Origin of the sequence: Candidatus Pelagibacter sp. Uisw_101, assembly GCF_047727615.1 — a bacterium.
GTDB lineage: Bacteria > Pseudomonadota > Alphaproteobacteria > Pelagibacterales > Pelagibacteraceae > Pelagibacter.
The window spans coordinates 898,219-921,105 of sequence record NZ_CP159821.1; the positions used below are offsets into that span (position 1 = coordinate 898,219).

The 22,887-nt window shown below is 31.7% G+C and carries 29 protein-coding genes; 6 read left to right on the forward strand and 23 right to left on the reverse strand.

Annotation, left to right across the window (positions count from 1 at the left end; translation table 11 throughout):
* Positions 1-18: 18 nt before the first annotated feature.
* From ABXT48_RS04800 to ABXT48_RS04820, 5 genes are all read right to left on the reverse strand, one after another.
* Complete coding sequence (locus ABXT48_RS04800; protein WP_415285878.1) at positions 19-525, reverse strand: peroxiredoxin; 507 nt, start codon at positions 523-525, stop codon at positions 19-21.
* Positions 526-657: 132 nt separating this feature from the next.
* Positions 658-843: a hypothetical protein gene (locus ABXT48_RS04805; RefSeq protein WP_415285879.1), complete on the reverse strand. Its 186-nt coding sequence runs from the start codon at positions 841-843 to the stop codon at positions 658-660.
* Between the two features lie 7 nt (positions 844-850).
* Positions 851-1,870 (reverse strand): extracellular solute-binding protein, encoded by a 1,020-nt coding sequence (locus ABXT48_RS04810; protein ID WP_415302705.1) that lies wholly within the window; start codon positions 1,868-1,870, stop codon positions 851-853.
* A 434-nt stretch (positions 1,871-2,304) separates the two neighbouring features.
* Positions 2,305-3,582 carry an isocitrate lyase gene (gene aceA / locus ABXT48_RS04815; protein WP_415302706.1) on the reverse strand — a complete coding sequence of 426 codons (1,278 nt, stop codon included), beginning with the start codon at positions 3,580-3,582 and terminating at the stop codon, positions 2,305-2,307.
* Between the two features lie 65 nt (positions 3,583-3,647).
* Positions 3,648-3,815 carry a hypothetical protein gene (locus tag ABXT48_RS04820; RefSeq protein ID WP_415277838.1) on the reverse strand — a complete coding sequence of 56 codons (168 nt, stop codon included), beginning with the start codon at positions 3,813-3,815 and terminating at the stop codon, positions 3,648-3,650.
* Between the two features lie 111 nt (positions 3,816-3,926).
* On the opposite strand from ABXT48_RS04820, the gene ABXT48_RS04825 reads away from it, so the two are divergent.
* Positions 3,927-5,360, forward strand: coding sequence for a helix-turn-helix domain-containing protein (locus ABXT48_RS04825; protein ID WP_415302708.1), 1,434 nt, complete (start codon positions 3,927-3,929; stop codon positions 5,358-5,360).
* Here the strand turns inward: ABXT48_RS04825 and ABXT48_RS04830 are convergent, their stop codons facing one another.
* The 3 genes from ABXT48_RS04830 to folE are packed head-to-tail and all read right to left on the reverse strand — an operon-like array spanning position 5,361 to position 7,884.
* Complete coding sequence (locus tag ABXT48_RS04830; RefSeq protein WP_415285883.1) at positions 5,361-6,251, reverse strand: LysR family transcriptional regulator; 891 nt, start codon at positions 6,249-6,251, stop codon at positions 5,361-5,363.
* Positions 6,252-7,253, reverse strand: a complete 1,002-nt coding sequence (locus ABXT48_RS04835) for an MDR family oxidoreductase (RefSeq protein WP_415285884.1) — start codon at positions 7,251-7,253, stop codon at positions 6,252-6,254. It lies immediately after the preceding gene.
* A gap of 22 nt (positions 7,254-7,275) precedes the next feature.
* Entirely contained in the window at positions 7,276-7,884 is a 609-nt protein-coding gene (folE, locus tag ABXT48_RS04840; RefSeq protein WP_415285885.1) for a GTP cyclohydrolase I FolE, read from the reverse strand.
* 77 nt (positions 7,885-7,961) lie between these two features.
* Between folE and hisI the strand changes: the two genes are divergently transcribed.
* The 3 genes from hisI (at position 7,962) to ABXT48_RS04855 (ending at position 9,716) form a co-directional block, all read left to right on the forward strand.
* Entirely contained in the window at positions 7,962-8,429 is a 468-nt protein-coding gene (gene hisI / locus ABXT48_RS04845) for a phosphoribosyl-AMP cyclohydrolase (protein WP_415302710.1), read from the forward strand.
* On the forward strand, positions 8,429-8,803 hold the full coding sequence (locus ABXT48_RS04850; RefSeq protein ID WP_011282250.1) for a DUF2237 family protein: 375 nt from the start codon (positions 8,429-8,431) through the stop codon (positions 8,801-8,803). Before hisI ends, ABXT48_RS04850 begins: the two co-directional genes overlap by 1 nt.
* 61 nt (positions 8,804-8,864) lie before the next feature.
* Positions 8,865-9,716, forward strand: a complete 852-nt coding sequence (locus tag ABXT48_RS04855) for a bile acid:sodium symporter family protein (protein ID WP_415285887.1) — start codon at positions 8,865-8,867, stop codon at positions 9,714-9,716.
* A gap of 3 nt (positions 9,717-9,719) precedes the next feature.
* On the opposite strand, the gene ABXT48_RS04860 is transcribed toward ABXT48_RS04855, so the two are convergent.
* Positions 9,720-10,730, reverse strand: a complete 1,011-nt coding sequence (locus ABXT48_RS04860; RefSeq protein ID WP_415302712.1) for a hypothetical protein — start codon at positions 10,728-10,730, stop codon at positions 9,720-9,722.
* Between the two features lie 74 nt (positions 10,731-10,804).
* On the opposite strand from ABXT48_RS04860, the gene ABXT48_RS04865 reads away from it, so the two are divergent.
* On the forward strand, positions 10,805-11,023 hold the full coding sequence (locus ABXT48_RS04865; protein WP_415302714.1) for a hypothetical protein: 219 nt from the start codon (positions 10,805-10,807) through the stop codon (positions 11,021-11,023).
* Positions 11,024-11,078: 55 nt separating this feature from the next.
* Here ABXT48_RS04865 and ABXT48_RS04870 read toward each other — a convergent pair whose 3' ends face one another.
* The 6 genes from ABXT48_RS04870 to ABXT48_RS04895 are packed head-to-tail and all read right to left on the reverse strand — an operon-like array spanning position 11,079 to position 17,930.
* Positions 11,079-12,698 (reverse strand): electron transfer flavoprotein-ubiquinone oxidoreductase, encoded by a 1,620-nt coding sequence (locus ABXT48_RS04870; RefSeq protein ID WP_415285891.1) that lies wholly within the window; start codon positions 12,696-12,698, stop codon positions 11,079-11,081.
* Positions 12,699-12,721: 23 nt separating this feature from the next.
* Positions 12,722-13,675 (reverse strand): electron transfer flavoprotein subunit alpha/FixB family protein, encoded by a 954-nt coding sequence (locus ABXT48_RS04875; protein ID WP_415302715.1) that lies wholly within the window; start codon positions 13,673-13,675, stop codon positions 12,722-12,724.
* Positions 13,675-14,424 (reverse strand): electron transfer flavoprotein subunit beta/FixA family protein, encoded by a 750-nt coding sequence (locus tag ABXT48_RS04880; protein ID WP_415285893.1) that lies wholly within the window; start codon positions 14,422-14,424, stop codon positions 13,675-13,677. Before ABXT48_RS04880 ends, ABXT48_RS04875 begins: the two co-directional genes overlap by 1 nt.
* A complete protein-coding gene (locus tag ABXT48_RS04885) occupies positions 14,424-16,856 on the reverse strand; it encodes a GcvT family protein (protein WP_415285894.1) in 2,433 nt (810 codons plus the stop codon). The genes ABXT48_RS04880 and ABXT48_RS04885 overlap by 1 nt, the downstream gene beginning before the upstream one ends.
* A gap of 59 nt (positions 16,857-16,915) precedes the next feature.
* The gene (locus ABXT48_RS04890; protein ID WP_415285895.1) at positions 16,916-17,419 is read right to left on the reverse strand and encodes a DUF4864 domain-containing protein; all 504 of its coding nucleotides are present in this window, start codon (positions 17,417-17,419) and stop codon (positions 16,916-16,918) included.
* Positions 17,361-17,930, reverse strand: coding sequence for an NAD(P)H-dependent oxidoreductase (locus tag ABXT48_RS04895; RefSeq protein ID WP_415277852.1), 570 nt, complete (start codon positions 17,928-17,930; stop codon positions 17,361-17,363). The genes ABXT48_RS04890 and ABXT48_RS04895 overlap by 59 nt, the downstream gene beginning before the upstream one ends.
* A gap of 34 nt (positions 17,931-17,964) precedes the next feature.
* Between ABXT48_RS04895 and ABXT48_RS04900 the strand changes: the two genes are divergently transcribed.
* Positions 17,965-18,162 (forward strand): hypothetical protein, encoded by a 198-nt coding sequence (locus ABXT48_RS04900; protein ID WP_415285896.1) that lies wholly within the window; start codon positions 17,965-17,967, stop codon positions 18,160-18,162.
* On the opposite strand, the gene ABXT48_RS04905 is transcribed toward ABXT48_RS04900, so the two are convergent.
* The 8 genes from ABXT48_RS04905 to ABXT48_RS04940 form a co-directional block, all read right to left on the reverse strand.
* Positions 18,120-18,542 (reverse strand): DUF6691 family protein, encoded by a 423-nt coding sequence (locus ABXT48_RS04905; RefSeq protein WP_415285897.1) that lies wholly within the window; start codon positions 18,540-18,542, stop codon positions 18,120-18,122. The genes ABXT48_RS04900 and ABXT48_RS04905 overlap by 43 nt on opposite strands.
* A complete protein-coding gene (locus ABXT48_RS04910; RefSeq protein WP_415285898.1) occupies positions 18,539-18,958 on the reverse strand; it encodes a YeeE/YedE family protein in 420 nt (139 codons plus the stop codon). The genes ABXT48_RS04905 and ABXT48_RS04910 overlap by 4 nt, the downstream gene beginning before the upstream one ends.
* Positions 18,959-19,396, reverse strand: coding sequence for a CoA-binding protein (locus ABXT48_RS04915; RefSeq protein WP_415285899.1), 438 nt, complete (start codon positions 19,394-19,396; stop codon positions 18,959-18,961). It abuts the gene before it with no gap.
* Positions 19,396-20,181, reverse strand: coding sequence for an enoyl-CoA hydratase (locus ABXT48_RS04920; RefSeq protein WP_415285900.1), 786 nt, complete (start codon positions 20,179-20,181; stop codon positions 19,396-19,398). Before ABXT48_RS04920 ends, ABXT48_RS04915 begins: the two co-directional genes overlap by 1 nt.
* Positions 20,165-20,539 (reverse strand): cytidyltransferase, encoded by a 375-nt coding sequence (locus ABXT48_RS04925; protein WP_415285901.1) that lies wholly within the window; start codon positions 20,537-20,539, stop codon positions 20,165-20,167. Before ABXT48_RS04925 ends, ABXT48_RS04920 begins: the two co-directional genes overlap by 17 nt.
* 2 nt (positions 20,540-20,541) lie before the next feature.
* Positions 20,542-20,946, reverse strand: a complete 405-nt coding sequence (locus ABXT48_RS04930) for an AAA family ATPase (protein ID WP_415285902.1) — start codon at positions 20,944-20,946, stop codon at positions 20,542-20,544.
* 69 nt (positions 20,947-21,015) lie between these two features.
* The gene (locus ABXT48_RS04935) at positions 21,016-21,645 is read right to left on the reverse strand and encodes a class I SAM-dependent DNA methyltransferase (protein WP_415285903.1); all 630 of its coding nucleotides are present in this window, start codon (positions 21,643-21,645) and stop codon (positions 21,016-21,018) included.
* An 8-nt stretch (positions 21,646-21,653) separates the two neighbouring features.
* Positions 21,654-22,850 carry an aromatic ring-hydroxylating oxygenase subunit alpha gene (locus ABXT48_RS04940; protein WP_415302716.1) on the reverse strand — a complete coding sequence of 399 codons (1,197 nt, stop codon included), beginning with the start codon at positions 22,848-22,850 and terminating at the stop codon, positions 21,654-21,656.
* Positions 22,851-22,887: the final 37 nt, after the last annotated feature.

Sequence of the window (22,887 nt, forward strand, 5' to 3'; positions counted from 1 at the left end):
GCTTTAAGTTTTCAGCTTTTATTGTTTAGATAGATATTTTATGCAGTTTTCTGGAGTTGTTTGTTCATATGGATCAGGATCACTTCCATCATTATTCATACCGTCCTCTTGCCACCATTTTTCAACTACACCATCATTAATAATTGCACAATATCTCCAGCTTCTTTGACCAAAACCAACATGCTTTTTGTCAACTAACATGCCCATTGCCCTTGTAAAATCAGCATTTCCATCTGGTAATACCTTAACTTTTCTCAATTTTTGTTGATCAGCCCAAGCATTCATTACAAAGCCATCATTAACACTAATGCAATAAACTTCATTAATACCTAAGCCTAACAATTTGTCATAATTTTCTTCAAATCCTGGTAACTGTTTTTCAGAACATACCGGTGTAAATGCGCCTGGTAATGAAAATAGTATTACCTTTTTATCTTTGAATATATCTTCAGTACTAACATCAACCCACTTTCCAATTTTTCTTGTCTTCAAAATTACGTTTGAACATTTTTTTCCTTCTATCATTCTATTCCTATTATTTTTTAAGTGTTTGTTTAATTGAACTACTTGCATTTGAATTTTTTAGTGCTCATAGTTAAATTAGGTAGGGTAAATACCTTTTTTGTAGAGCTATGAGCACAATCATTAAAAAGAAAATTATGTATTAAAAGGAGAGAGGATATGCGCAACCTCTTCATCTTCAATATCTGATAATTCTCTATTATTTATTTTTCTATTGATTTTTTCACACTCTGCTGCACATGGGTCACAAGCTTTCAGAGATTGAGACCCATTTATGTCAGAAGATTTATCTAAATCAATATTAAATAAATTCTTTTTCACTAACTTGTTATTTCCAACTTGCAGCTAACATACACTCTAGTGCTGTAGCTTGTTGTTTTCCATAATTAGCAACTTTAGTTTCTAAATCTTGATTGTATCCAAGACCCATTTGTTTAACTAATGCATGAGGTTCAACACCATCAATCATTGGATATTCAAATGTATTATTAACTATGTGTTCTTGTGCTTCTATAGTTAATAAAAACTCAAGTAGTTTTTTTGCATTATCAGGATTTGGTGCAGTTTTAATTACTCCTCCTCCACTAATGTTCATGTGAGTTCCTCTATCTCCTTGGTTAGGGAAAAAAGGTAAAACTTTTTTAGCAGCTGCTTGTTGTTCAGCACCTTTTTTTCCAGATAGCATCAAAGCATAATAGTATGTGTTAGCTACTGCTAGATCAGCTTCACCTGCGGCTACAGCTAAAATTTGAGCTCTATCATTTCCTTTAGAGTCTCTAGCCATGTTAGCCACAACACCTTTTGCCCAAGAACAAGTTGCTGCTTTACCATTGTTTTTTACTAATGACGCAACAAGAGATTGGTTATAGATATTGTTAGATTTTCTTATAACAACTCTACCTTTCCATTTGGGATCAGCAAGACCTTCGTAAGTCATACCGTTAAGTTCATTTGCGTTTACTCTTTCTGGTGAGTAATACATAATTCTTGCTCTCTTAGCTATTCCAGTCCATTTAGCAGTTCTAAAGTTTGCTGGAACTGCAGCTTTGATTGCAGTTGTCATAGAATTTTGAAACATCCCTTTTGCAGCGAATGCACCTAATCTTCCTGCATCGGCAGTAATATAAAGGTCAGCTTTTGAATCAGCACCTTCTTCAGTTATTCTTTTTTGAAGAGCTTTATCTTTACCAGATACAACATTTACTTTAATTCCAGTTTTAGCTGTAAATTTTTCGTAAAGTTGAATATCTGAATCGTAATGTCTTGCACTAAATACATTAACTTCAGCAGCAAACGTCATGTTTGCAAATAAAGCCATAAAAAATGCAATAATTGTAAGTTTTATCATTATTATTTCCTGTTTTTATTGGTTATCTAGTTTGGAATGCTTATTATTAGCATTGCGAATGATTATCAATCGCATTAATTGTCGCAGTTTTAGGGCTTAATTAAGATAATATCTGAATAAGCAAATTACTTAGAAAAGACAGAGATATAACGAAAGCTGTAAAAAAATTACAATACATTAAAGTAACTGTGCGATTTCTAGTCCTTCTTTTTCTTACAAAAGGCTTATCATCGAGATCTGAAATATCTCTTTCACCAATAACCTTATAATCATAAGTCCAACGCCAAATAGAATTACCAAATCTTTTATCACTATTATTGTAATAGATAATCCAGGCAACAATATATCGATGAGAAATGTAGAAAATGACTAAAAGTGTTCCACTTAAGATCATTTAAATATTAAAACACATTTAAAGTTTAAGTAAAGACTAATTAAAATTGTTCAGATTCAGTAGAGCCTGCCATAGCTGTTGTAGAGCTTTTTCCACTACTTATAGTGTTTGAAACTGCATCAAAGTAAGATGTCCCAACTTCTCTTTGGTGTTTAACACTTGTGTAACCATCCTTCTCTCTGGCGAACTCAAGCTCTTGGATTTTAGAATAGGCAGTCATACCTTCTGTTTTATATTTTTCAGCAAGTTCAAAAATTGCAATATTTTGAGTGTGAAATCCTGCAAGTGTAATAAATTGAAACTTATAACCCATCTCACTAATCTTTTGTTGGAATGTTGCAATCTCTGCATCTGATAAATGCTTCTTCCAATTGAACGAGGGAGAGCAGTTGTAAGCTAATAATTTACCAGGAAACTTTTCATGGATTGCATCTGCAAACTTTTTTGCTTCCTCAAGATTTGGTGTTGCTGTCTCACACCAGATTAAATCTGAATAAGGTGCGTATGCTAAACCTCTTGAGATAGCCTGCTCAATTCCATGCTTAACATAATAAAAACCCTCGGGTGATCTTTCGCCAGTTAAAAATGGTTTATCATTTTCATCAAAATCATTTGTAATTAATTTTGCAGCATTAGCATCTGTTCTTGCTAAAATTATTAATGGAACATCTGCAATATCTGCCGCAAGTCTTGCAGCTTTTAAATTTTTAATCATAGTGCCAGTTGGAACTAAAACTTTTCCACCCATGTGGCCACATTTTTTTTCACTAGCTAATTGATCTTCAAAATGAACTCCTGCTGCACCTGCTTTAATAAATTTTTTTGTTAATTCAAAAACATTTAATGGTCCACCAAAACCTGCTTCTCCGTCTGCAATGATAGGTAACATATAGTCTGTTCTATCTTTTGATTGCATATCCCCATCTTGTAATTCCATATGCTGAATTTGATCTGCTCTTATTAAAGCATTGTTCATTGACTCAACTAATTTTGGAGCACTATCATAAGGGTATAAAGATTGATCGGGATACATTTCACCAGCAGTGTTTGCATCAGCTGCTACTTGCCATCCACTTAAATAAATTGCTTTTAATCCAGCTTTAGCATGTTGAATAGCGTGATTTCCAGAAAGTGAACCCAATGTATTAATATATTTTTCTGAATTTAACAGATCCCATAATTTTTTAGATTGATGCTTACACATCGAATATTCAATTTTGATAGAACCTCTTAATCGTTCTACTTCTTCTGGAGTGTAATCTTTTTTAATTCCTAAGAATCTTTTTAAATCGTATGAAACTTTAGCTTCTGAGCTCATAGGTAGGTCTTTCTAGATTATGTATTAAGAAAATTAAATCGTGTATAAATTAACAGTAAGAGGACTTATTTTTTTTCACTAAATTCTTGAGTGAATTCATTCATCCCACTAGAACCCCAATCACAATGATCGTCTCTTAGGTAAATACCTGATTGACTAAATTGATTCTGATTGTTGTTTTCATTAATTTCTCTTTGATTTTCTTGGTTTTTATTTATGTTTTTATCGTTCATGTAAACTTTATAATTTACTAAATTTACAAAATCTAATTAAATCGTTAAAAACCTTGTAAAACATAGAAACTTATTGTAAATTTAAATTTACAAAATTTACAAATAGAGCTTATGAGTCAAATTGATTTAAAAATTGGTCCAAAAATAAAGGCTTTTAGAAGACAGTTAGGACTGCAAGCTAACAAACTTTCAGAAGAACTAGGTATTTCTCCGAGTTATTTAAACTTAATTGAAAGTGGAAAAAGAAAAATAGATGGAGATTTATTACTTAAGGTTTGTGAAAAATTAAATATCCAACTCTCAGACTTAACATCAAAATCAGATGTTAACTTAGAAAATACTATTTCAGAAATTCTAGATGATAAATTATTTGAAGACCTGGATATTCTTGGTCCTGAAGTTAAAGACCTTGTTGGAACAAACCCAAAGATAGGTAGGGCCCTTGTTAGGTTGGGAGATATTCTTAAAAAGAAAGATCACGAACTAATTAATAAAATAGAAAAAATTTCAGGAAAAATAGTTGATAATAGAAAAAACTCTTTTCCTGGTGAGGTAATATCTGACTTTCTTCAAGAACATAAAAACTATTTTCCAAAATTAGAAGAGTTTGCAAATAAAGTTTTTGATAAAATTCAAAAAAATAATAGGACAAGATATATTGCCTTATGTGAATATTTAAATAAAGAATATTCAATTACAGTTAAAGATATTTTACCAGAAGAAGGAAAGCCTTTTTCTAAAATTTATAATAAAAATAAAAAAGAACTTCTATTAAGTGATTATAGTTCTTTGGAAACAAAGAAACTTCATGCAGCGGCTCAGATTGCACAAGAAGGTGCAATGAAAGATATTGATAATTATCTATCTAAATTTTCTTTTCCTTCAGAAGAGTCTAAAAAGTTAACTAAGGTTGCTTTATTAAACTATTGCGGTGCTGCAATTTTAATGCCCTACAAACCTTTTCATGCTGAATGTAAAAAATTAAAATATGACTTAGAGTTATTACAAAATACATTTGCAACTTCTTTTGAACAAGTTGCTCACCGTGTAACATGCTTACAAGATCCAAAATTACCTGGAATTCCTTTTCACATGCTAAGAGTTGACATGGCAGGAAATATCTCAAAAAGATTTTCATTATCAGGAATTGATATACCAAGATATGGCGGTGCATGTCCTAGATGGAATGTTTATTCAGCATTCACGCGACCTGGTATAATTCAAGCAGCTGTTAGCAAAATGACCAATGGTGAAAAATATGTTTGTATTGCAAGAACAGTTGAAAAAGGTGTAGGACGTTTTGGTCAATCAAAAAGTATATTATCAATTGGTCTTGGTTGTGATGCAAAATACGCAAAAGACTTTGTGTACACTGAAAATATTAATGTTAATGACAAAACGACTGAAATACCTATCGGTGTGTCTTGCAGAACTTGTGATAGATTGGATTGTCCACAAAGAGCTTTTCCACCTTTACATAAAAAATTTGATGTTGATATTAATTCTAGAGGTGTTTCAGTTTATGTTAATGATAATTCTAATTAACTAAGACTTCCAATCACCAATTTTACTAAACAAAAAGTTCCTAAAAGCAGTAATTCTTGCAGTGTTCTTAAGTGATTGAGGGTAGACAAAGTGAGCCTCTGTTATGGGCCCTTCTGAATTAGGAAGTACTTTTATTATATTGTTTGAATTTGAAACTAAATACTCAGGAAGCGCTGCTAGACCTACACCAGCTTCAACAGCTAAAAGTAAACCCATAACACTATTAACTTTCATTACTGGTTTTCTTTTTTTAGCATCTTTAATTCCAAGTTTTAAAGCCCAATCTGGATCGTAGACTGGTGATGGCGCCCCTTTACCAAATGAAATAAATTTATGTTTATTTAAATCAGTAATTGTTTTTGGCATACCATGTTTTTCTAAATATTTATTTGATCCATAAATATAGTATTTAATATCTACTAATTTTTTTTGAATATAATTAAGCTGTTTAGGTCTTCTCATAAAAATACCTATATCTGCTTGTCTAGTGCTTAAATCTAATTCTTTGTCATCAAAAATTAATTCAATTTCAATTTCTGGATTTAAAGTCATAAACTCTTGAATACGAGGTGTTAGCCAGTGAGTACCAAAACTTCTAACTGTTGTAATTGTTAGTTTACCAGTTGGTTTATTTTTTTGATCTCCTAGTGTAGACTCAACTTCTTTTAATTTACTAATTACATCGTGAGCTGTCTTAAATAAATATTCACCATTCTCAGTTAAAGTAAGACCTCTTGCGTGTCTCTCGAAGAGTTGTACTTTAAGATCCAGTTCTAATGATTGAATTTGTCTGCTTATTGCAGATTGACTTAAATTTAAATTTATTGTTGCGTTAGTAAAGCTTCCAGCTTCTGCAACTGCGTGGAATATTTTTAATTTATCCCAATCCATTTATTTATTAAGATCTACTAAAACTCTTCCTGAAATTTCACCCTTTAAAATTTTTGGATATGTTTCTAACAATTCATCTAAACTTACAGTTAAGATTGATTTTTCAAGAACTTCAAAATCAACAAGCTTTGCTGCTTCTGCCCAAATAAATTCTCTTCTTTTAATGCTACAATTTGCTGAGTCCATTCCCCAAACTTTAATTCCCCTTAGCATGAATGGTAATAAATTTGTATTTAGTTCATTACTATTTGCATTACCACAAACAGCTATAATTCCATTTGATCTAGTTTGAGCTATTGCATTAGCTAAAATTTTACCTCCTACTGTATCAACAACACCATCCCACAATCCTTTATCAATAGGTCTTGGATCTTTGTCAAAATCAGCTCTATTAACAACATTTTTTGCTCCTAACGATTTTAAATAATCTGTTTTAGAATCTTTTCCTGTAACAGCTGTTACATTGTATCCTAATTTAGTAAGAGCCATTACCGCTACACTTCCCACCCCACCGGTAGCTCCAGTAACCAATACATCATTTACTTTATCGCCTAATAAAATTTCTTCTCTAGCTTGAATAGCAAAAGCACTCATTAAAGATGTAAAGCCAGCTGTTCCTAACATCATAGCCTGTTTGCTTGTTAGATTTGAAGGTCTCTTAACTAAAAAATCAGCATTAACTTTTGCTATCTGAGAGTATCCACCAAAAAAAGCTTCTCCAACTCTCCATCCAGTTAAAATTATTTCATCACCAGTTTTAAATTTTTGATTTTCACTTTCAAGAACAGTACCAGAAAAATCTATGCCTGGAATATGTGGAAATTCTTTAACAAGACGACCACCATTTTTCAAAATCATTCCATCTTTATAGTTTAAATCTGAATAATCTACTTTAACAGTAACATCACCATGTTTTAAAAATGATTTATCTATTGATTTTACTTCTCGTGTAAAATTTTCTCCCTCTTGATTAATAACTAGTGCTTTAAAATTATCTAACATTACTATCCCCTCCCTGAGAAAGTTACTTACTAATAAATCTTAAATATCTATTTTGAATACTAAGGTCTTCTTTAAATTGTCCTAAGAAATAATTTGTAACTGTTGTTGCAGTTTCTTTTTTAATACCTCTCATAGTCATACATTGATGAGTTGAGTCGATTGTTACCGCTACACCTTTTGCATCTAAAGATTCCATTATTGTTTTAGCAATTTGCATTGTAAGTCTTTCTTGAGTTTGTAATCTTTTTGAAAAAACTTCAACAACTCTAGCAAGTTTACTTAATCCCACAACTCTTTCGTTTGGAATGTATGCAACATGTGCAATTCCAATAATTGGAGCCATATGATGTTCGCAATGACTTTGTACAGAGACATTTTTTTGCACAACCATGTCATCATACCCTTCAACATCTCCGAAAGTTTTATCTAAAATTTTATTAGGATCTTTACTATAACCAGCAAAATATTCTTTGTATGCTTTAACAACTCTTTTTGGAGTTTCTAATAATCCTTCTCTACTAGGATCTTCACCCATCCAAGTTAAAATAGTTTTAAAAGCCTCTTCAGCTTCTTTATCAGAAACTTTTTTGGTATCTAAAATCTTGCTATCTGTCTCTTCAACTAATTTCATAAGGCAAGTTTATACAGTAAATCCTTGTTTTTAAAATATTTATTATATTTGCTAATATGCTACATAATTACCTAATTATGTTTAGAAAAAGAGAAAATATAGTCGAAATTGAAGAAGGTAAACTTCTTTCACCAAAATTTGATAATGATGGGTTAATTCCAGTCATCACTATGTGTTCTAAGACTAAAGATATTCTTATGCATGGGTATATGAATGTTGAAGCTTTTAAAAAAACTATAGAAACTAAAGAAGCTCATTACTTTAGTAGATCTAGACAGCAAATTTGGCATAAAGGCAAAACTAGTGGCTTCACTCAAAAAGTTTTAGAGATAAGAATTGATGATGATCAAGATTCAGTTTGGTTAACTGTTGATATTGGTGATGGTTCAAGCTGTCACGTAGGTTATCGATCATGTTTTTATAGATCCATTCCACTTGGTCCAATTGAAAATGGTAGAGAAGTTGAAATGAAATTTGAAGAAAAAGAAAAATCTTTTGACCCTGAAGTTGTTTACAAAGGCCAACCAAATCCTACGAAAATATAATGAGTGATAATCAAAAAAATGTTCTAGGTGAAGATCTAGAGGAATGTTCTAACGATCCTTTAACAGGATGGCACCGTGATGGTTGTTGCAGTACTGATGAAAATGATCACGGCGTTCATACGGTTTGTGCAAAAGTTACAACGGAATTTTTAGAATGGTGTAAAGAAGCTGGCAACGATTTAATAACCCCTCATCCTGAATTTGGATTTCCAGGATTAAAAGCTGGAGATGGTTGGTGTGTTTGTGCTAGTTGGTATGCAAGAGCTGCTGATGCTGGGAAACCTTGCCCTGTTTATTTAAAAAGAACACATGAAAAAACTTTAAAGCTTGTTTCTATGGAAGTTTTAAAAAAGAATGCTATTGATTTATCTTAGTTAATTATAAGTTTTAAATCATTTACTTGATAAACCTAAAATGAACTAATAAGTTTTACCAATGGAAATAGCCACAAAAATAGCCCCATTAGGTTTGGCTCTTATAATGTTGGGGCTTGGATTGAGTTTGACTATTCAAGATTTTATAAGAGTAGTTAAAATTCCAAAAGATTTTTTAGTTGGTTTTATTTCTCAGTTAGTTTTACTGCCAGTCGTTGCTTTTTCTATAGCATTACTATTAAACCTATCAGCAGAACTTGCTGTTGGATTAATGTTGATTGCATGTGCGCCCGGTGGTGTTACATCAAATGTAATTACTAAATTTGCTGATGGTGACGTTGCACTTTCAATATCACTAACTGCAGTTGTTAGTTTGATTAGTATTATTTCTGTTCCATTTATAATGTTTGCGTCGATTAATTTTTTTGAAATTAGTGTTATTAAAGAAATATCAATGACTGGTATTGCTTTAAAAATGTTTCTTGTTGTTACAGTTCCAGTAATAATTGGAATGATAATTAAGCACTTTGCTAAAAATTTTGTTGATAATCAAGCTTCTTTAATTCAAAAAATTTCAGTTATATTATTCATATTAGTGTTTGCTGCTATTTATATAGAGGAGTGGGATAATATTATTTCTTATATTATGAATGCAGGTTTGGTTGTTTTAATCTTAAACTTAACAATGATGATTTTAGGGTTTTATATTGCAAAATACTTTACATCCGGAGTTGCACAACAAAGATGTATTTCAATAGAGTGCGGGCTTCAAAATGGAACTTTAGCACTTTTTGTTGGAACACAGATATTTGGAGAAAGTATAACTGTTTTCATTGTACCAACAGCTGCTTATGCTTTAATAATGATGATAACTTCGATAGTTTTTGTATTTATTGTTAAAAAAAATACTTAGATTTTAATTATTTTTTTCTATTAAACTCAAATTATAAATACGTTCAGCAAATTTAGATAGATTAATAAATGTTTTTTTTTGTATTGCCATTAATTTTTTTTGATGAACTGTTCTATTAGTTGAATAATGTTTTTTACTATCTATTACTAAAAATTTTTCTTTAACCAATTTATTTAATTTTCTAATAACTGTAGCTCTTGGTATGCCCGTAATATCTGAAATTGACATTGCATTAATGCCTGAAAATTCTTGTTTATCACCAAAAAAATACCTGTCTAAATATAATTCTTTGCTCATCTGACTATTATCATTTTTTTTTGCATTTAATACATGATTAGTTAAGCAAGTGCCGTGAACATGAAAGGTTTCTAAATCACCATGGATTTTTTTAAATGTTAATAGCATTGGCAATTGCATATCGTAGTAAAGTTTCCAAACGAATGAAAAATTATCTTTAACTACTCTTATTAAATCCTCTGAGCTAATTGGTTTTATCATTAATCCCTCATTAACTATCATTTTTGACAGAGTTGATAAAAAAAATGACATATTTTTCATTGTTACTTCAGGTTTTATATTTGGCCAAGTACTTCTATCAATTATAATTTTTTTATTTATTTTTTTGATTGCTCCTGATTCTTGTAATTCATTAATTTTTCTTCTAGCTGTCTCTTTTGGTATGTTAAGTTTTTTAGATATTTCCATTATATTAAATGTTTCTATTTCAACTTCATATTGACTAAAAAACTCACAATAATTTAATTTCACAAAATTTTTTGAATAATAATCAAATGTTTTAGTCATTAAATACATGACAATCATAAATTTTTCATAATCATAAAAAGTTCTATAAAGATTATTCGTCCATTCCATTTGTATTGGCAACCAAATAGGCTGAATGGTAGTGAAATTTTTATTTATTGTATTAAGAATATTCTTACTAAGAATTTGACTTGATACTTTGGGTAAGGTTATAGGCATATAATTTTTATGATTGTAACCCAAAATGAACATCAAAGTAAACAGCTTAGCCCATAATGAACTATTCTTTAATTGCTTAATATACTTCACAATGATTAGTTGCATACATGAGTGCAGAAAAAATAATTAATATACAGGTTAAAAACCTTCCTTCTCTAGCGACCCCTGAAAAGAGTGAGAAAGTTTCATCGTCAGGTCGAGTTGATATAAATACTCTCTTAAATAGAGCTAGAAAAGTTAAAGAAAAAGAAACTCTGACAAACCTAGTTTTTGTAGTACTAACACTCTCTCTTATTTTCGTTGTTGGGTTAATTTTATCTTTTTAAAAAAGATATTTTTCGTTGTGCTCTTCCTTACGATCTTGGAAGAGCACAACGAAAATTACATATTTCCGTACTTAGGTCCGCCACTTCCTTCAGGGGTAACCCACGTAATATTTTGAGAAGGTTCTTTAATATCACAAGTTTTACAATGAATACAGTTTTGTGAATTTATGACAAATTTATTAACACCATTTTCATTTTGAACTTCATAAACACCTGCAGGACAATATCTTTGTGCAGGCTCATCAAATTTTTCTAAAGTATAATTTATTGGTAAGTTTGGATCTTTTAGCTGCAAGTGTATAGGTTGATTATCAGTATGATTAGTTCCTGTTAAATAAACAGAACTTGTTTTATCAAATGTAATCACATTATCTGGTTTAGGGTAATCAATTTTTGGCATTTCATTTGCTGGTTTTAGTGTTTCGTGGTCAGCATGTTTGTGCCTTAAGGTAAAAGGTAATTTTCCTCTAAATAATATTTGATCAATTCCAGTAAATATTATTCCAAGAATTAAACCCCAGCTAAAACTAGGCTTAACATTTCTGGCAGTATGTAGTTCTTCATAAACCCAACTTTTTTTAAATTTATCTTCATAAATTGATAAATCTTGCTTTTCTTTTAAATGTTCATTTATAGTTTCAGCAGCAATTATTCCACTTTTCATTGCAGTGTGTGACCCTTTGATCTTAGGCGTATTTAAAGTTCCCGCATCACAACCGATTAACAAAGCACCTGGCATAAACATTTTTGGTAAACTTTGAAGTCCACCTTCAATTAAAGCACGTGCGCCATATGAAATACGTTTTCCACCTTCAATTATTTTTTTAATTGCAGGATGAGTTTTAAATCTTTGAAACTCATCAAACGGTGAAAGATGTGGGTTTTTATAATCAAGACCAATTACGTAACCTAAAAAAACTTGTTTGTTTTCTGCGTGATAGATAAAGCTTCCACCATAAGTATTATTATCTAGTGGCCAACCTGCAGTATGCATTACCATTCCCTCTTCATGATTTTGTTCACTGATTTCCCAAATTTCTTTAAACCCAATTCCATATTGCTGAGGATCTTTACCTTTTGATAAATTATATTTTTCAATTAATTGTTTTCCAAGATGTCCTCTGCATCCTTCTGCAAAAACAGTGACTTTTCCTAAAAGCTCTATGCCTGGTTCAAAGCCATCTTTTTTGTTTCCATCTTTATCAACTCCCATGTCTTGAGTTGCAACTCCCTTAACTGATCCATCTTCTTTGTATAAAATTTCACTTGCAGGAAAGCCTGGAAATATTTCTACACCTAAAGCTTCGGCTTGTTCTGCTAGCCATCTACATAGGTTTGCTAAACTGATTATGTAATTATTATGATTTTGTTGAACTGATGGAAGTAGCCATGTCGGCCAGCTTAATGATTTTGATTTTCCTAAAAATAAGAATTTTTCTTTAGAAACCTTAGTTTTTATAGGTGAATTAAGTTCTTTCCAGTTTGGTAGTAACTCATCTAAAGCTCTAGTTTCAAACACATTACCGCTTAAAATATGCGCACCAATCTCTGAGGCTTTTTCAAGTAAACACACATTTAATTCTGGGTCTAATTGTTTAAGTTTAATTGCCGTAGATAGTCCTGAAGGACCACCCCCAACGATTACCACATCATAATCCATTGCTTCTCTAGGCATATCTTGAATTTTTACAGTACTGATTATTTTTGTATACTATTTAATTTATTCAATTCTTCTAAGAATTGAGGTAACGCCTCAAATAAGTCTGCTTCCAGACCATAATCTGCGACACTAAATATTGGCGCTTCACCATCTTTATTTATAGCAACAATAATTTTACTTTCTTTCATTCCAGCTAAATGCTGAATTGCTCCTGAAATTCCAACTGCAATATACAAATCAGGCACAACAACTTTACCAGTTTGACCAACTTGATGTTCGTTACTAATGTATCCCGCATCAACTGCTGCACGTGATGCTCCAATTGCTGCATTTAATTTATCTGCAATATCAGTTATTAATTTGAAATTTTCTCCATTTTGCATTCCTCTTCCACCAGAAACTACAACTCTAGCAGTTCCAAGCTCAGGTCTGTCTGACTTAACCTCTTCTCTTTTAATAAATTTTGATAACGTAAACTCTTCAGTAGCTTCAATTTTTTCTATTGGAGCAGACCCACCAGAAGTTTCACAAGGTTCAAAAGATGTTGGTCTAATTGTTATACATTTTTTTGTGTCTGTACTTTTTACTGTAGCGAATGCATTACCCGCATAAATAGGTCTTATGAATGTATCAGCTGATATCACTTTAGTAATATCACTTACTTGAGATATATCTAAATTTGCTGCTATTCTTGGCATCAAATTTTTACCAAATGTATTTGCGGAACTAACAATATGGGAATAATTTTCTGAAACCTTAATAGCTAGTGGTGCAAAGTTTTCTGCTAAGTAGTTTTCATAATGGGCAGCTTCAGCATGTAATACTTTTTTAACAGCTGGCATTTCAGATAATGATTTAGCAACATCTCCACAATTATTTCCAATTAATAAAACATGTACATCTCCATCCATTTGTGATGCTGCAGTAATTGCGTTTAATGTAAAAGGTCTTACTTCTTTATTATTATGCTCTGTTATTAATAAAACTGACATTATATTACCTTTGCCTCATTTTTAAGTTTGCTAACTAATTCAGCAACACTTGCAACTTTAATTCCTGCTTTTCTTTTAGGTGGTTCTTCTACTTTAATTTGTTGAACCCTAGGTGTTATATCAACCCCTAGGTCTGCAGCTATAAATACCTCTATGGGTTTTTTTTTAGCTTTCATAATATTTGGTAGTGAAGCATAACGTGGCTCATTTAATCTTAAATCACACGTCACAATAGCTGGTAGATTAACTTCAATTGTTTCTAATCCTTCATCAATTTCTCTTGTTACTTCTAAAGTTCTGTCTTTTATTTCAATTTTTGATGCAAATGTTGCTTGAGGCCAATTCAATAAAGCACTTAACATTTGGCCTGTTTGATTACAGTCATCATCAATTGCTTGTTTACCCATAAAAACTAGATCTGGTTTTTCTTTTTCAACAATTTTTTGCAACACTTTTGCTACGGCTAATGGTTCAACTGTTCCCTCAGTTTTGATTAAAATTCCTCTATCAGCACCAACAGCTAAAGCTTTTCTAACAGTTTCTTGTGATTTTTCCTCACCCACAGTAATTGCAATAATCTCTGTCGCCTTACCTGCTTCTTTAATTTTTACAGCTTCTTCAATCGCATTATCATCGGGTGGATTGCTAGACATTTTAACATTATCAGTAACAACACCAGTTCCATCCTCTTTAACCCTGACTTGAACATTGTAATCAATTACTCTTTTAACTGCGACTAATATTTTCATTATGCTCTCAATAAATTGTTTTCTGGATCGTAAGGACTCTCGTCTAATATAGTAGCATCGTACATTTTTCCTAAAATATCAATTTTCAATTTTTGACCAGTTGTCGCAACATCAGGGTTCACCATTCCTAATGCAATAGATTTACCTAGTCTAAATCCAAAATCTCCTCCTGTTGCACGTCCAACAACTTTGTCGTTTTCATAAATTGGATTATTTCCTAGAACATCCGCATCTTCAACATTGTGAATTTCCATAGTAACCAGTTTATTTTTAAAACCTTTTTCTCTCCACTTATTAAGCGCTTCTAAGCCAATAAAGTTTCCTTTATTAGGATGTATAAATCTATCTAGTCCAGATTCGTAAGGTGAATATTCAATTGATAATTCTGTCCCAACAAGTTTATAAGATTTTTCAAGTCTTAAACTATTCATCGCTCTAATCCCGTAAGGCTTAATACCTAAATCTTTGCCAGCTTTCATCAATTTGTCAAATATATGGTTTTGGTATTCAATTGGATGATGAAGCTCCCAGCCTAATTCACCAACAAAGTTTACTCTCATAGCATTCACTGGTGCATTTCCAACATTTACATTTTTAGCACTTAACCATTTAAAGTTTTCACTAGAAAAATCATCACTGGAAACTCTTGTCATTAATTCTCTAGCCTTTGGACCAGACACAACAAGTACGCCCATACTATTAGTTAGATTTTCAAATTGAACTGTCCCATCATTTGGCATCCATTTTTGAATCCAATCATGGTCTAATCTTTGGTTTGCTCCTGCAGAAACTAAATAGAAACTATCTGGAGCTTCTCTCATTATTGTAAATTCAGAATGTACTCCTCCTTTAGTATTAAGGGCATGACATAAACCAATTCTTCCTATTTTTTTTGGAAGTTTGTTTGCTACTAAATAATCTAAAAACTCTTCAGCCCCAGGACCTTTAATTCTACATTTTGCAAATGCAGTCATGTCTAAAAGACCCACATTTTCTTTTACATTTTTACATTCTTTTTTTATTGCCTCAAACCACTTGGATCTTCTAAAAGACCAATCATCTTTTTGCTCCATTCCATCTACTGCAAAGAAATTAGGTCTCTCCCAACCAAATTTTTGCCCAAATACTGCGCCTAATGCTTTCATTCTATCATAGCAAGGTGATGTTCTTAATTCTCTAGCGGCACCTCTTTCTTCATCTGGGTAATGAACTTTAAATACATGGTTATAAGCTTCTTCGTTTTTTTCTTTTAAATAAGATTTTGTTGCATAATCACCAAATCTTCTTGGGTCAACGCCAAGCATATCAACAGTTGGTTCTCCATCTACAATCCATTCAGCAAGTTGCCATCCAGCACCACCTGCTGCAGTAATACCAAAGCTATGTCCTTCATTAATCCAAAAATTTTTAAGTCCCCAAGCTGGTCCTACGATTGGGTTTCCATCAGGTGTGTAACAAATTGCTCCGTTATAAACTTTTTTTACACCCACTTCTCCAAAGGCTGGAACACGATGAATTGCGCCTTCTATATGTGGAGCAAGTCTATCTAAATCTTCTTGAAATAATTCATATTCAGAATCTTTTGATGGTCCATCAACATAACAAGCTGGAGCACCATCCTCATAGGGTCCTAATATTAAACCACCTGCTTCTTCTCTCATGTACCATCTACTATCACTATCTCTTAAAACTCCCATCTCTGGTAAGCCTTCTTTTTTTCTTTTTAAAATATCTGGGTGTGCTTCTGTCACAATATATTGATGCTCAACAGGTATGGCAGGAATATCTAAACCAACCATTTTTCCAGTTTGTCTTGCAAAGTTTCCTGAACAAGAAATTACATGTTCACATTCAATAGCTCCTTTGTCAGTTTCAACAGTCCATCCATCTTTAGTTTTTTTAATTCCAACTACAGCTGTATTTCTATAAATCTCTGCACCCATATTTCTTGCACCCGTAGCCATTGCTTGAGTTAAATCAGCAGGTTGAATATATCCATCCTCTGGGTGTTGGATTGCGCCAAGCAAATCATCCGTACGACATAAAGGCCAAATTTCTTTTACCTGATCTGGAGTTAAAAATTTTACATCAACACCTATAGTTTGTGCCACTCCTGCATATTGATGATACTCATCCATCCTATCTTTAGTGCTTGCTAAACGAATATTTGAGACAACACTGAAGCCAACATTTTGTCCTGTCTCTTCTTCTAATTTTTTATAAAGATCAACTGCATACTTATGAAGCTGTCCAACTGAATAACTCATATTAAATAGTGGAAGCAGACCTGCTGCGTGCCAAGTTGATCCTGAAGTTAATTCTTTTCTTTCGACAAGAACAACATCTGACAAACCTTTTTTTGCCAGATGATAAAGAGCACTAACCCCTACTACGCCACCACCAACTACAACAACTTTAGCTTTAGATTTCATTAATCCGATTCCTACTATTTTTTTATTATTAACGAAACAAAATTCGTTTAGTTATTAGCTTAAACTGAAGATCCAAGAGGCATTGGTGCGGATACCATTGTAGTCAGCCAGCAGTCCTTTAGGGGACCATTTTTTGTATATTTTTCAACTGACCAGTTGAATTTATAATAGACCTTATCTCTATCAAGAACTGTTACTTCAAAAAGAGCAGTTAAATCAGTAGATTTTATCTTAACAACCTTATGGTCCAAGTGATTAAGAAGCATCACATAAGATTTTCCTTTTATCATCGTTTTAAATCGATCTAAAGGACCTGTATTTTTTTGATTATTTGGGTGTGCAAATTCCCAAGTCTGCTCAATTCCATTATCTTTTTTTGGATTATCATTCTGCTTTAAACTTCTTAATTGGATTTTGACAACTTGATAAGGTTCAATCCCATTATTAGGCTTAACTAATTCAGCAAATGATGGAGATGTAAAAAATAAAGTAATTAAAATTAATTTATATATTTTGTGCAGTTGTTCTGACGTCTTCCAAAAATTGTTCTCTTTTTTTATCACTGACAAACGGTACAGCAAAGTATCTTCTATAAACAATATTATAAATGCCACACATGTGAAATACCCCTCTTTTTAATCTTCTTATAGGTAAGTTTAAGAAGAAGGTTGTAATAGCGAGCCTTGGAGACCCATAAGTACAAAAAATTATAGCTTTTTTATCTTTTAAATTTCCCATTGGATAACCATAGTTTCCAACTAATTTTTTAAATGTAAATGCCCATGGTGGTGACAAAACTTTATCTATCCATCCCTCCACAATTGCTGGCATTCTAAAGTTCCAAATAGGTGCAATTAGAACAATTGTATCACACTTCTCAATTCGTCTACGATGATCTAAAACATCTTCACCAGCTTGTTCACCTGCAAAAACAGGGTTAAATTTTTCCTTATATAGGTCTACACAATCAACTGAATGACCGTTTGCTTCAACCGTTTTTATAAATGTATCTCTAATAGCAGCGTTAAAAGATTTTTCGTTATAATGACCGTATAAAAGAAATATTTTTTTCATTTGTGTATTTTTAAACTAGTTCTATAAGAAAGCCATGAAAAATTTTTATGTAATTGAAGGTGAGCATACCAACCCTAACGAGATTGAAACAATACTAAAGAATACTGAAAAAAAACATGGTCCTTTTGAGGAACAAGAAGCTACCCAAATTGCCAAAGGGTTAATTCAAAAAAATATAGATGATTTTTATCATCGAGCATGGGTAGTCGGTTCTGACAATTTAGCCAAATAAAACCCAACAAACATTGCAACTACAAAGACAGCTGAATTAATATTTAATAAAGCTAAAGATGCTATCGCAGGTCCAGGACATAAACCTACCAAACCCCATCCTGCTCCAAAAAGTGAAGAGCCAATAATTAACTTTTTATTTATCTCTTTATTAGTTGTGTAATTAAAGCTTTTAGCAAAAATAGGTTTTTTATTATTTTTAAATAAGTGAAAAAATGGAGAAGATATAATTAGGGCTCCGATCATCACAAATGCTAAAGATGGGTCCCAATCTCCAAAAATATTTAAGAAACCTAAAACTTTAGCAGGATCAATCATTTCTGAAACAGTAAGACCAATTCCAAATATTACCCCACAAACTAAAGATATAATTTTGCTCATACTAAGCTTTTTACCAAAACAGTTAAAATTCCAACAATCATGAAGGTTATTGTTGCAATAATTGACCTTAAAGAAAATCTGCCCATTCCACTAATTCCATGACCACTAGTACACCCCCCACCAATTCTCGTGCCAACACCAACCATTAAACCTGCTACTGATAATAAAAAAAATGAATTTGAAATTGAAATATTAATTTCTTGAAATGTAAAAAATTTATATAAAATAGGGCCAATTATTAACCCCACTATAAATAAAAAATTATCAAATCTATTATTTTTAGAAGTTAAAAAATTACTAGCAATTCCACTTATTCCAATTAATCGACCGTTAAAGACAAAGAATAGCACTACAGCCAATCCAATTAATGCACCCCCTAGAAACGCAGGCACAGGAGTAAAATTTATTATATTCATTTAATTTTGTAAGACAGGAAAAGCTGGATTTATATTTAAAAAAAGCTTTTGATATTCCATTTTAGTGCATCTATTTTCTATGTATTCAATATTCTTACTTTCTACTAACTTTTTAGCTTCTACACTTCTTATTCCTAGTTGTAGCCAAAGAACTTTAGCACCAATTTTAATACTACCCTCCGCAAACTTAAGTGCTTCTGCTGAAGGTCTAAACACATCCACAATATCTATTGGTATTTTGATATCTTCAATTTTTTCATAAACTTCTTCTCCTAATATCTTTTGTCCTTTTGCGCTTGGATTAACTGGAATAACTTTAAAGCCATACTTCTGCATATATTTCATAACAATAGTTGAAGGTTTTTTGTCGTCCTTACTAACGCCCACCATTGCAATTGTTTTATATTTTGAAAGAATTTCTTTTATTTTGTCGTTCACTACTTATGTTTCCACTTAGGTTTTCTTTTTTCTAAAAATGCAGATATTCCTTCGTTAGCATCCATAGCCATCATATTTTTAGTCATCATTTTACTCGTATATGCATAGGCTTTTTTTAATGGCATTTCTAATTGATTATAAAAAGTTTGTTTGCCGATTTTAATTGTAAAACTTGATTTTGAAGCAATAGTTTTGGCAACTTTTAATACTTCATTGTTTAATTTTGATTTAGAAAAATGATTATTAATTAATCCAATTTCTTTAGCATAATTTGCTTTAATGGGTTCGCCAGTTAACAGCATCTGCATCATTCTTTTTCTATTAACTTTTCTGCTAATAGCTACCATCGGTGTACTGCAAAATAAGCCTATATTTACTCCTGGTGTCGCAAATATTGCATCATTAGCACTGTAAGCAAGATCACAGCTTGCAACTAACTGACAACCTGCTGCAAATGCTGCCCCATGAACTTTTGCAATAACTGGCTTTTTTCCTTCAACTATTTGAAGCATCAACTTTGAGCAAAGATTGAAAAGTTTTTGATATTTTTCTCTTTTCTTTAATCCACTTACTTCTTTTAAATTATGACCCGCACTAAAACCTTTTCCAGACCCTTCAATAATTATTACCTTAATATTTTTGTCTTCATCTAATTTTTTAAAAGCTTTAATTAAATCTCCTAAATTTTTAAATGAAAGTGCGTTATATGTTTTTGGCTCATTAATGATGATTGAGGCAATATCTTTATTTAAAAGTTTAACTTTAATATTACTTAAGTTTGCCATCTTCTCTCATTTTAGCTCTAATTTTTGTTGCAGAGATTTTTTGAATTTCCTCAGATAAAACAACTTCTTCTATTTTGTAACCAACCCCTCTTCCATAACAAATATTAGTAATATTAGGAACCATCATTACTTTAAATCTTCCTTCAAATTCTGGGTTTAACTTTTCTTCAATATTTTTTTTAACTGTGTCAAAGTCAAATGGATTATCGTCAACACCTTGAACATCTCTTATTTGAATGCAAACTTGACCTGTTTTTTTAATAATTTCTTGAAATAAAGCATAGTGACCATCATGAAATGGTTGCCATCTGCCAAGCATTTGTGCTGTTGGTTTTTTATTATCCCATTTATGAGCCATAATTATATTTCCTTTGCTATTTTAGGAGCCCAACCATCAGCATCCTGTGTTGTTACATGATAATCATATTTTTCTGGTTTTACAAACATGGCATTTGTATCAGCAAACCTTCCTTCTTTTATTGTGTCCACCCAAACGATATAGTCTGCATTAAATAGCTCTCTAGCTGCTGGAGTTGGGCAAACAAAGTCAGCGACCACATAGTAGCCTTCTTGTTTATGTTTTTCTGCCATATCCGCCATTCTTTTCGCTTGTATTTTTCTTCCTTCTTCTGAAAAATCCCAATCATTAGCAGCTTTTCTAACTTCGTCTGCATTAAGCCATTTTGCATTTATCAAAGGAACTAATTTTGATGCTAGTGTTGTTTTTCCTGATCCAGGTAGACCCATAATTAATATTTTTTTCATAGTGTTATTTCTTTCTGCACATATGGGTTAAAAAAAACACTTATATAACAAAAGAAGATAAATATTAAGTTATTTTTTAACCTCAAATAGACCAAGCCAAGCATTAACATTTTTGCTTGCTATATAATTAGATTTAAAAAATTCTATTTCTTTCCATTTCTTATTATCTTTTAATTCTATTATTTTTTTATCAAATCCATATTCTTCATAAATTCCTTCATTAATCGTAAAACAAATTAAACCTTTATTTTTTGTAATCCTTACAAATTCATCTAAAGCGCTGGGTTTGACATGTGCATATGTAAAAGTTCCAACACACATAACCGCATCATAAAAATTATCTTCCATTTTAATTGGTTGATTTAGATCTACTTTATATAGCTTTTTATATAAATCTTTTGGTATCGTATCTAATAAGGTTTTAGATAAATCTGCTCCATGAAAATTTTTATATCCAAAATTTTTTAATTCTTTAGCAACAAGACCTGTGCCACAACCTGCATCAAAAATTAATATGTCTTTGCTTTGAGCGTATTTTCTAAAAGTGTTTACTGTTTCTTTTGGACCTGAATAATTCCAATTAATCATATCTTTATTATACTTATCGTTGTCGCCCCACTCGTCATAAAAATCCATTACTTCTTTGGTAGTTTTAAGTTTATAAATTGGGATTTTATTTCCCACATCTTTTAGAGACATTTACTTTTTCATTCAGTTAAATTATTAGCAATCCATTTATGAAATTCATGTGTAGGGTTATCCATTATTGGTGAAAAATTTCCACCATTATATGCTGGTGAATTTCTACCTTCCTGCATACCTTCTATGGCTTTTATATCTTCTGACATAACTTCTTTCCAAAATTCTGCATTTTTTTTTCTCATCTCAGTAAACTTAGATCCATTCGCACTATCATCACCAACATAATACATCATTAAATGTTCTTTAGTCTCACTAATTGATTTAGGTTCTAACCAAAAAGCATAAAAATGATCTATATGAAGACCAATCATTACGTTTGGAAATAAAGCAATATACTCAGCTTTTTTAGACAGTTCTGTTGGCCAATTTGGAAAATTATTAAAAGTTTGATTTCCTTTAATGGGTTGGTCGTATTTATTTGTACCTTGGCCAGCAAATCTATTTGGTAAACCTTGAATATGGTAATGGTCGCTAATATTTGAAACTTTATTTAATTCAGGATGAATCCAGGGCAAATGATAACTTTCACAATAATTCTCTATTGCAAACTTCCAATTACATTTAACATCAAGACTGAAATACCCATGATCTTTTGAGTGCTTAAGTAATTTTTGATCTTTCTTAGATATGAATTTTGACCACCTTTCCTCAAGAGGCTTGATATACTCATCAAACTCTAATTCATTACCATTTATATTGATAAATATTATATCCATCCAAACTTTGGTTTTAACTTCCTTCAAATTACTTGATGATTTATCAAATTTTTTTGTCTCATGAACATTCAGACCTCCTATATGGGGTGTCGCTACCAACTTTCCATCAAAATCGTAGGACCAGGAGTGATATGGACATCTTAAGACATTTTTTAAAGCACAAGGCTCATCTAAAAGCTTGAAGCCTCTATGGCTACAGACATTATGAAATACTCTTATTTTTTTCTCTTTGTCTCTTAGAATGATAAGAGGGATACCAAGTAGATTATAAGGTTGAGCATCTCCTATATTTGGCACAGAACTTCCAACGCCAATTACTGTCCATTTATCCTTGAAAATCCTCTCTCTTTCAATTCTTAGATAGTCAGAGCTAGTGTAGCACTCGTTTGGTAATCCGTGAGCTTTCTCGATGGAGTTCCCAACCACTCTAATCTTCTCTAAATCCAAGATCTTTGAAAGTTCAAGATTTTTAAGATTTTCAGACATTAAAAAAAATTATCACCAGCACAATTTTTGGCAACAA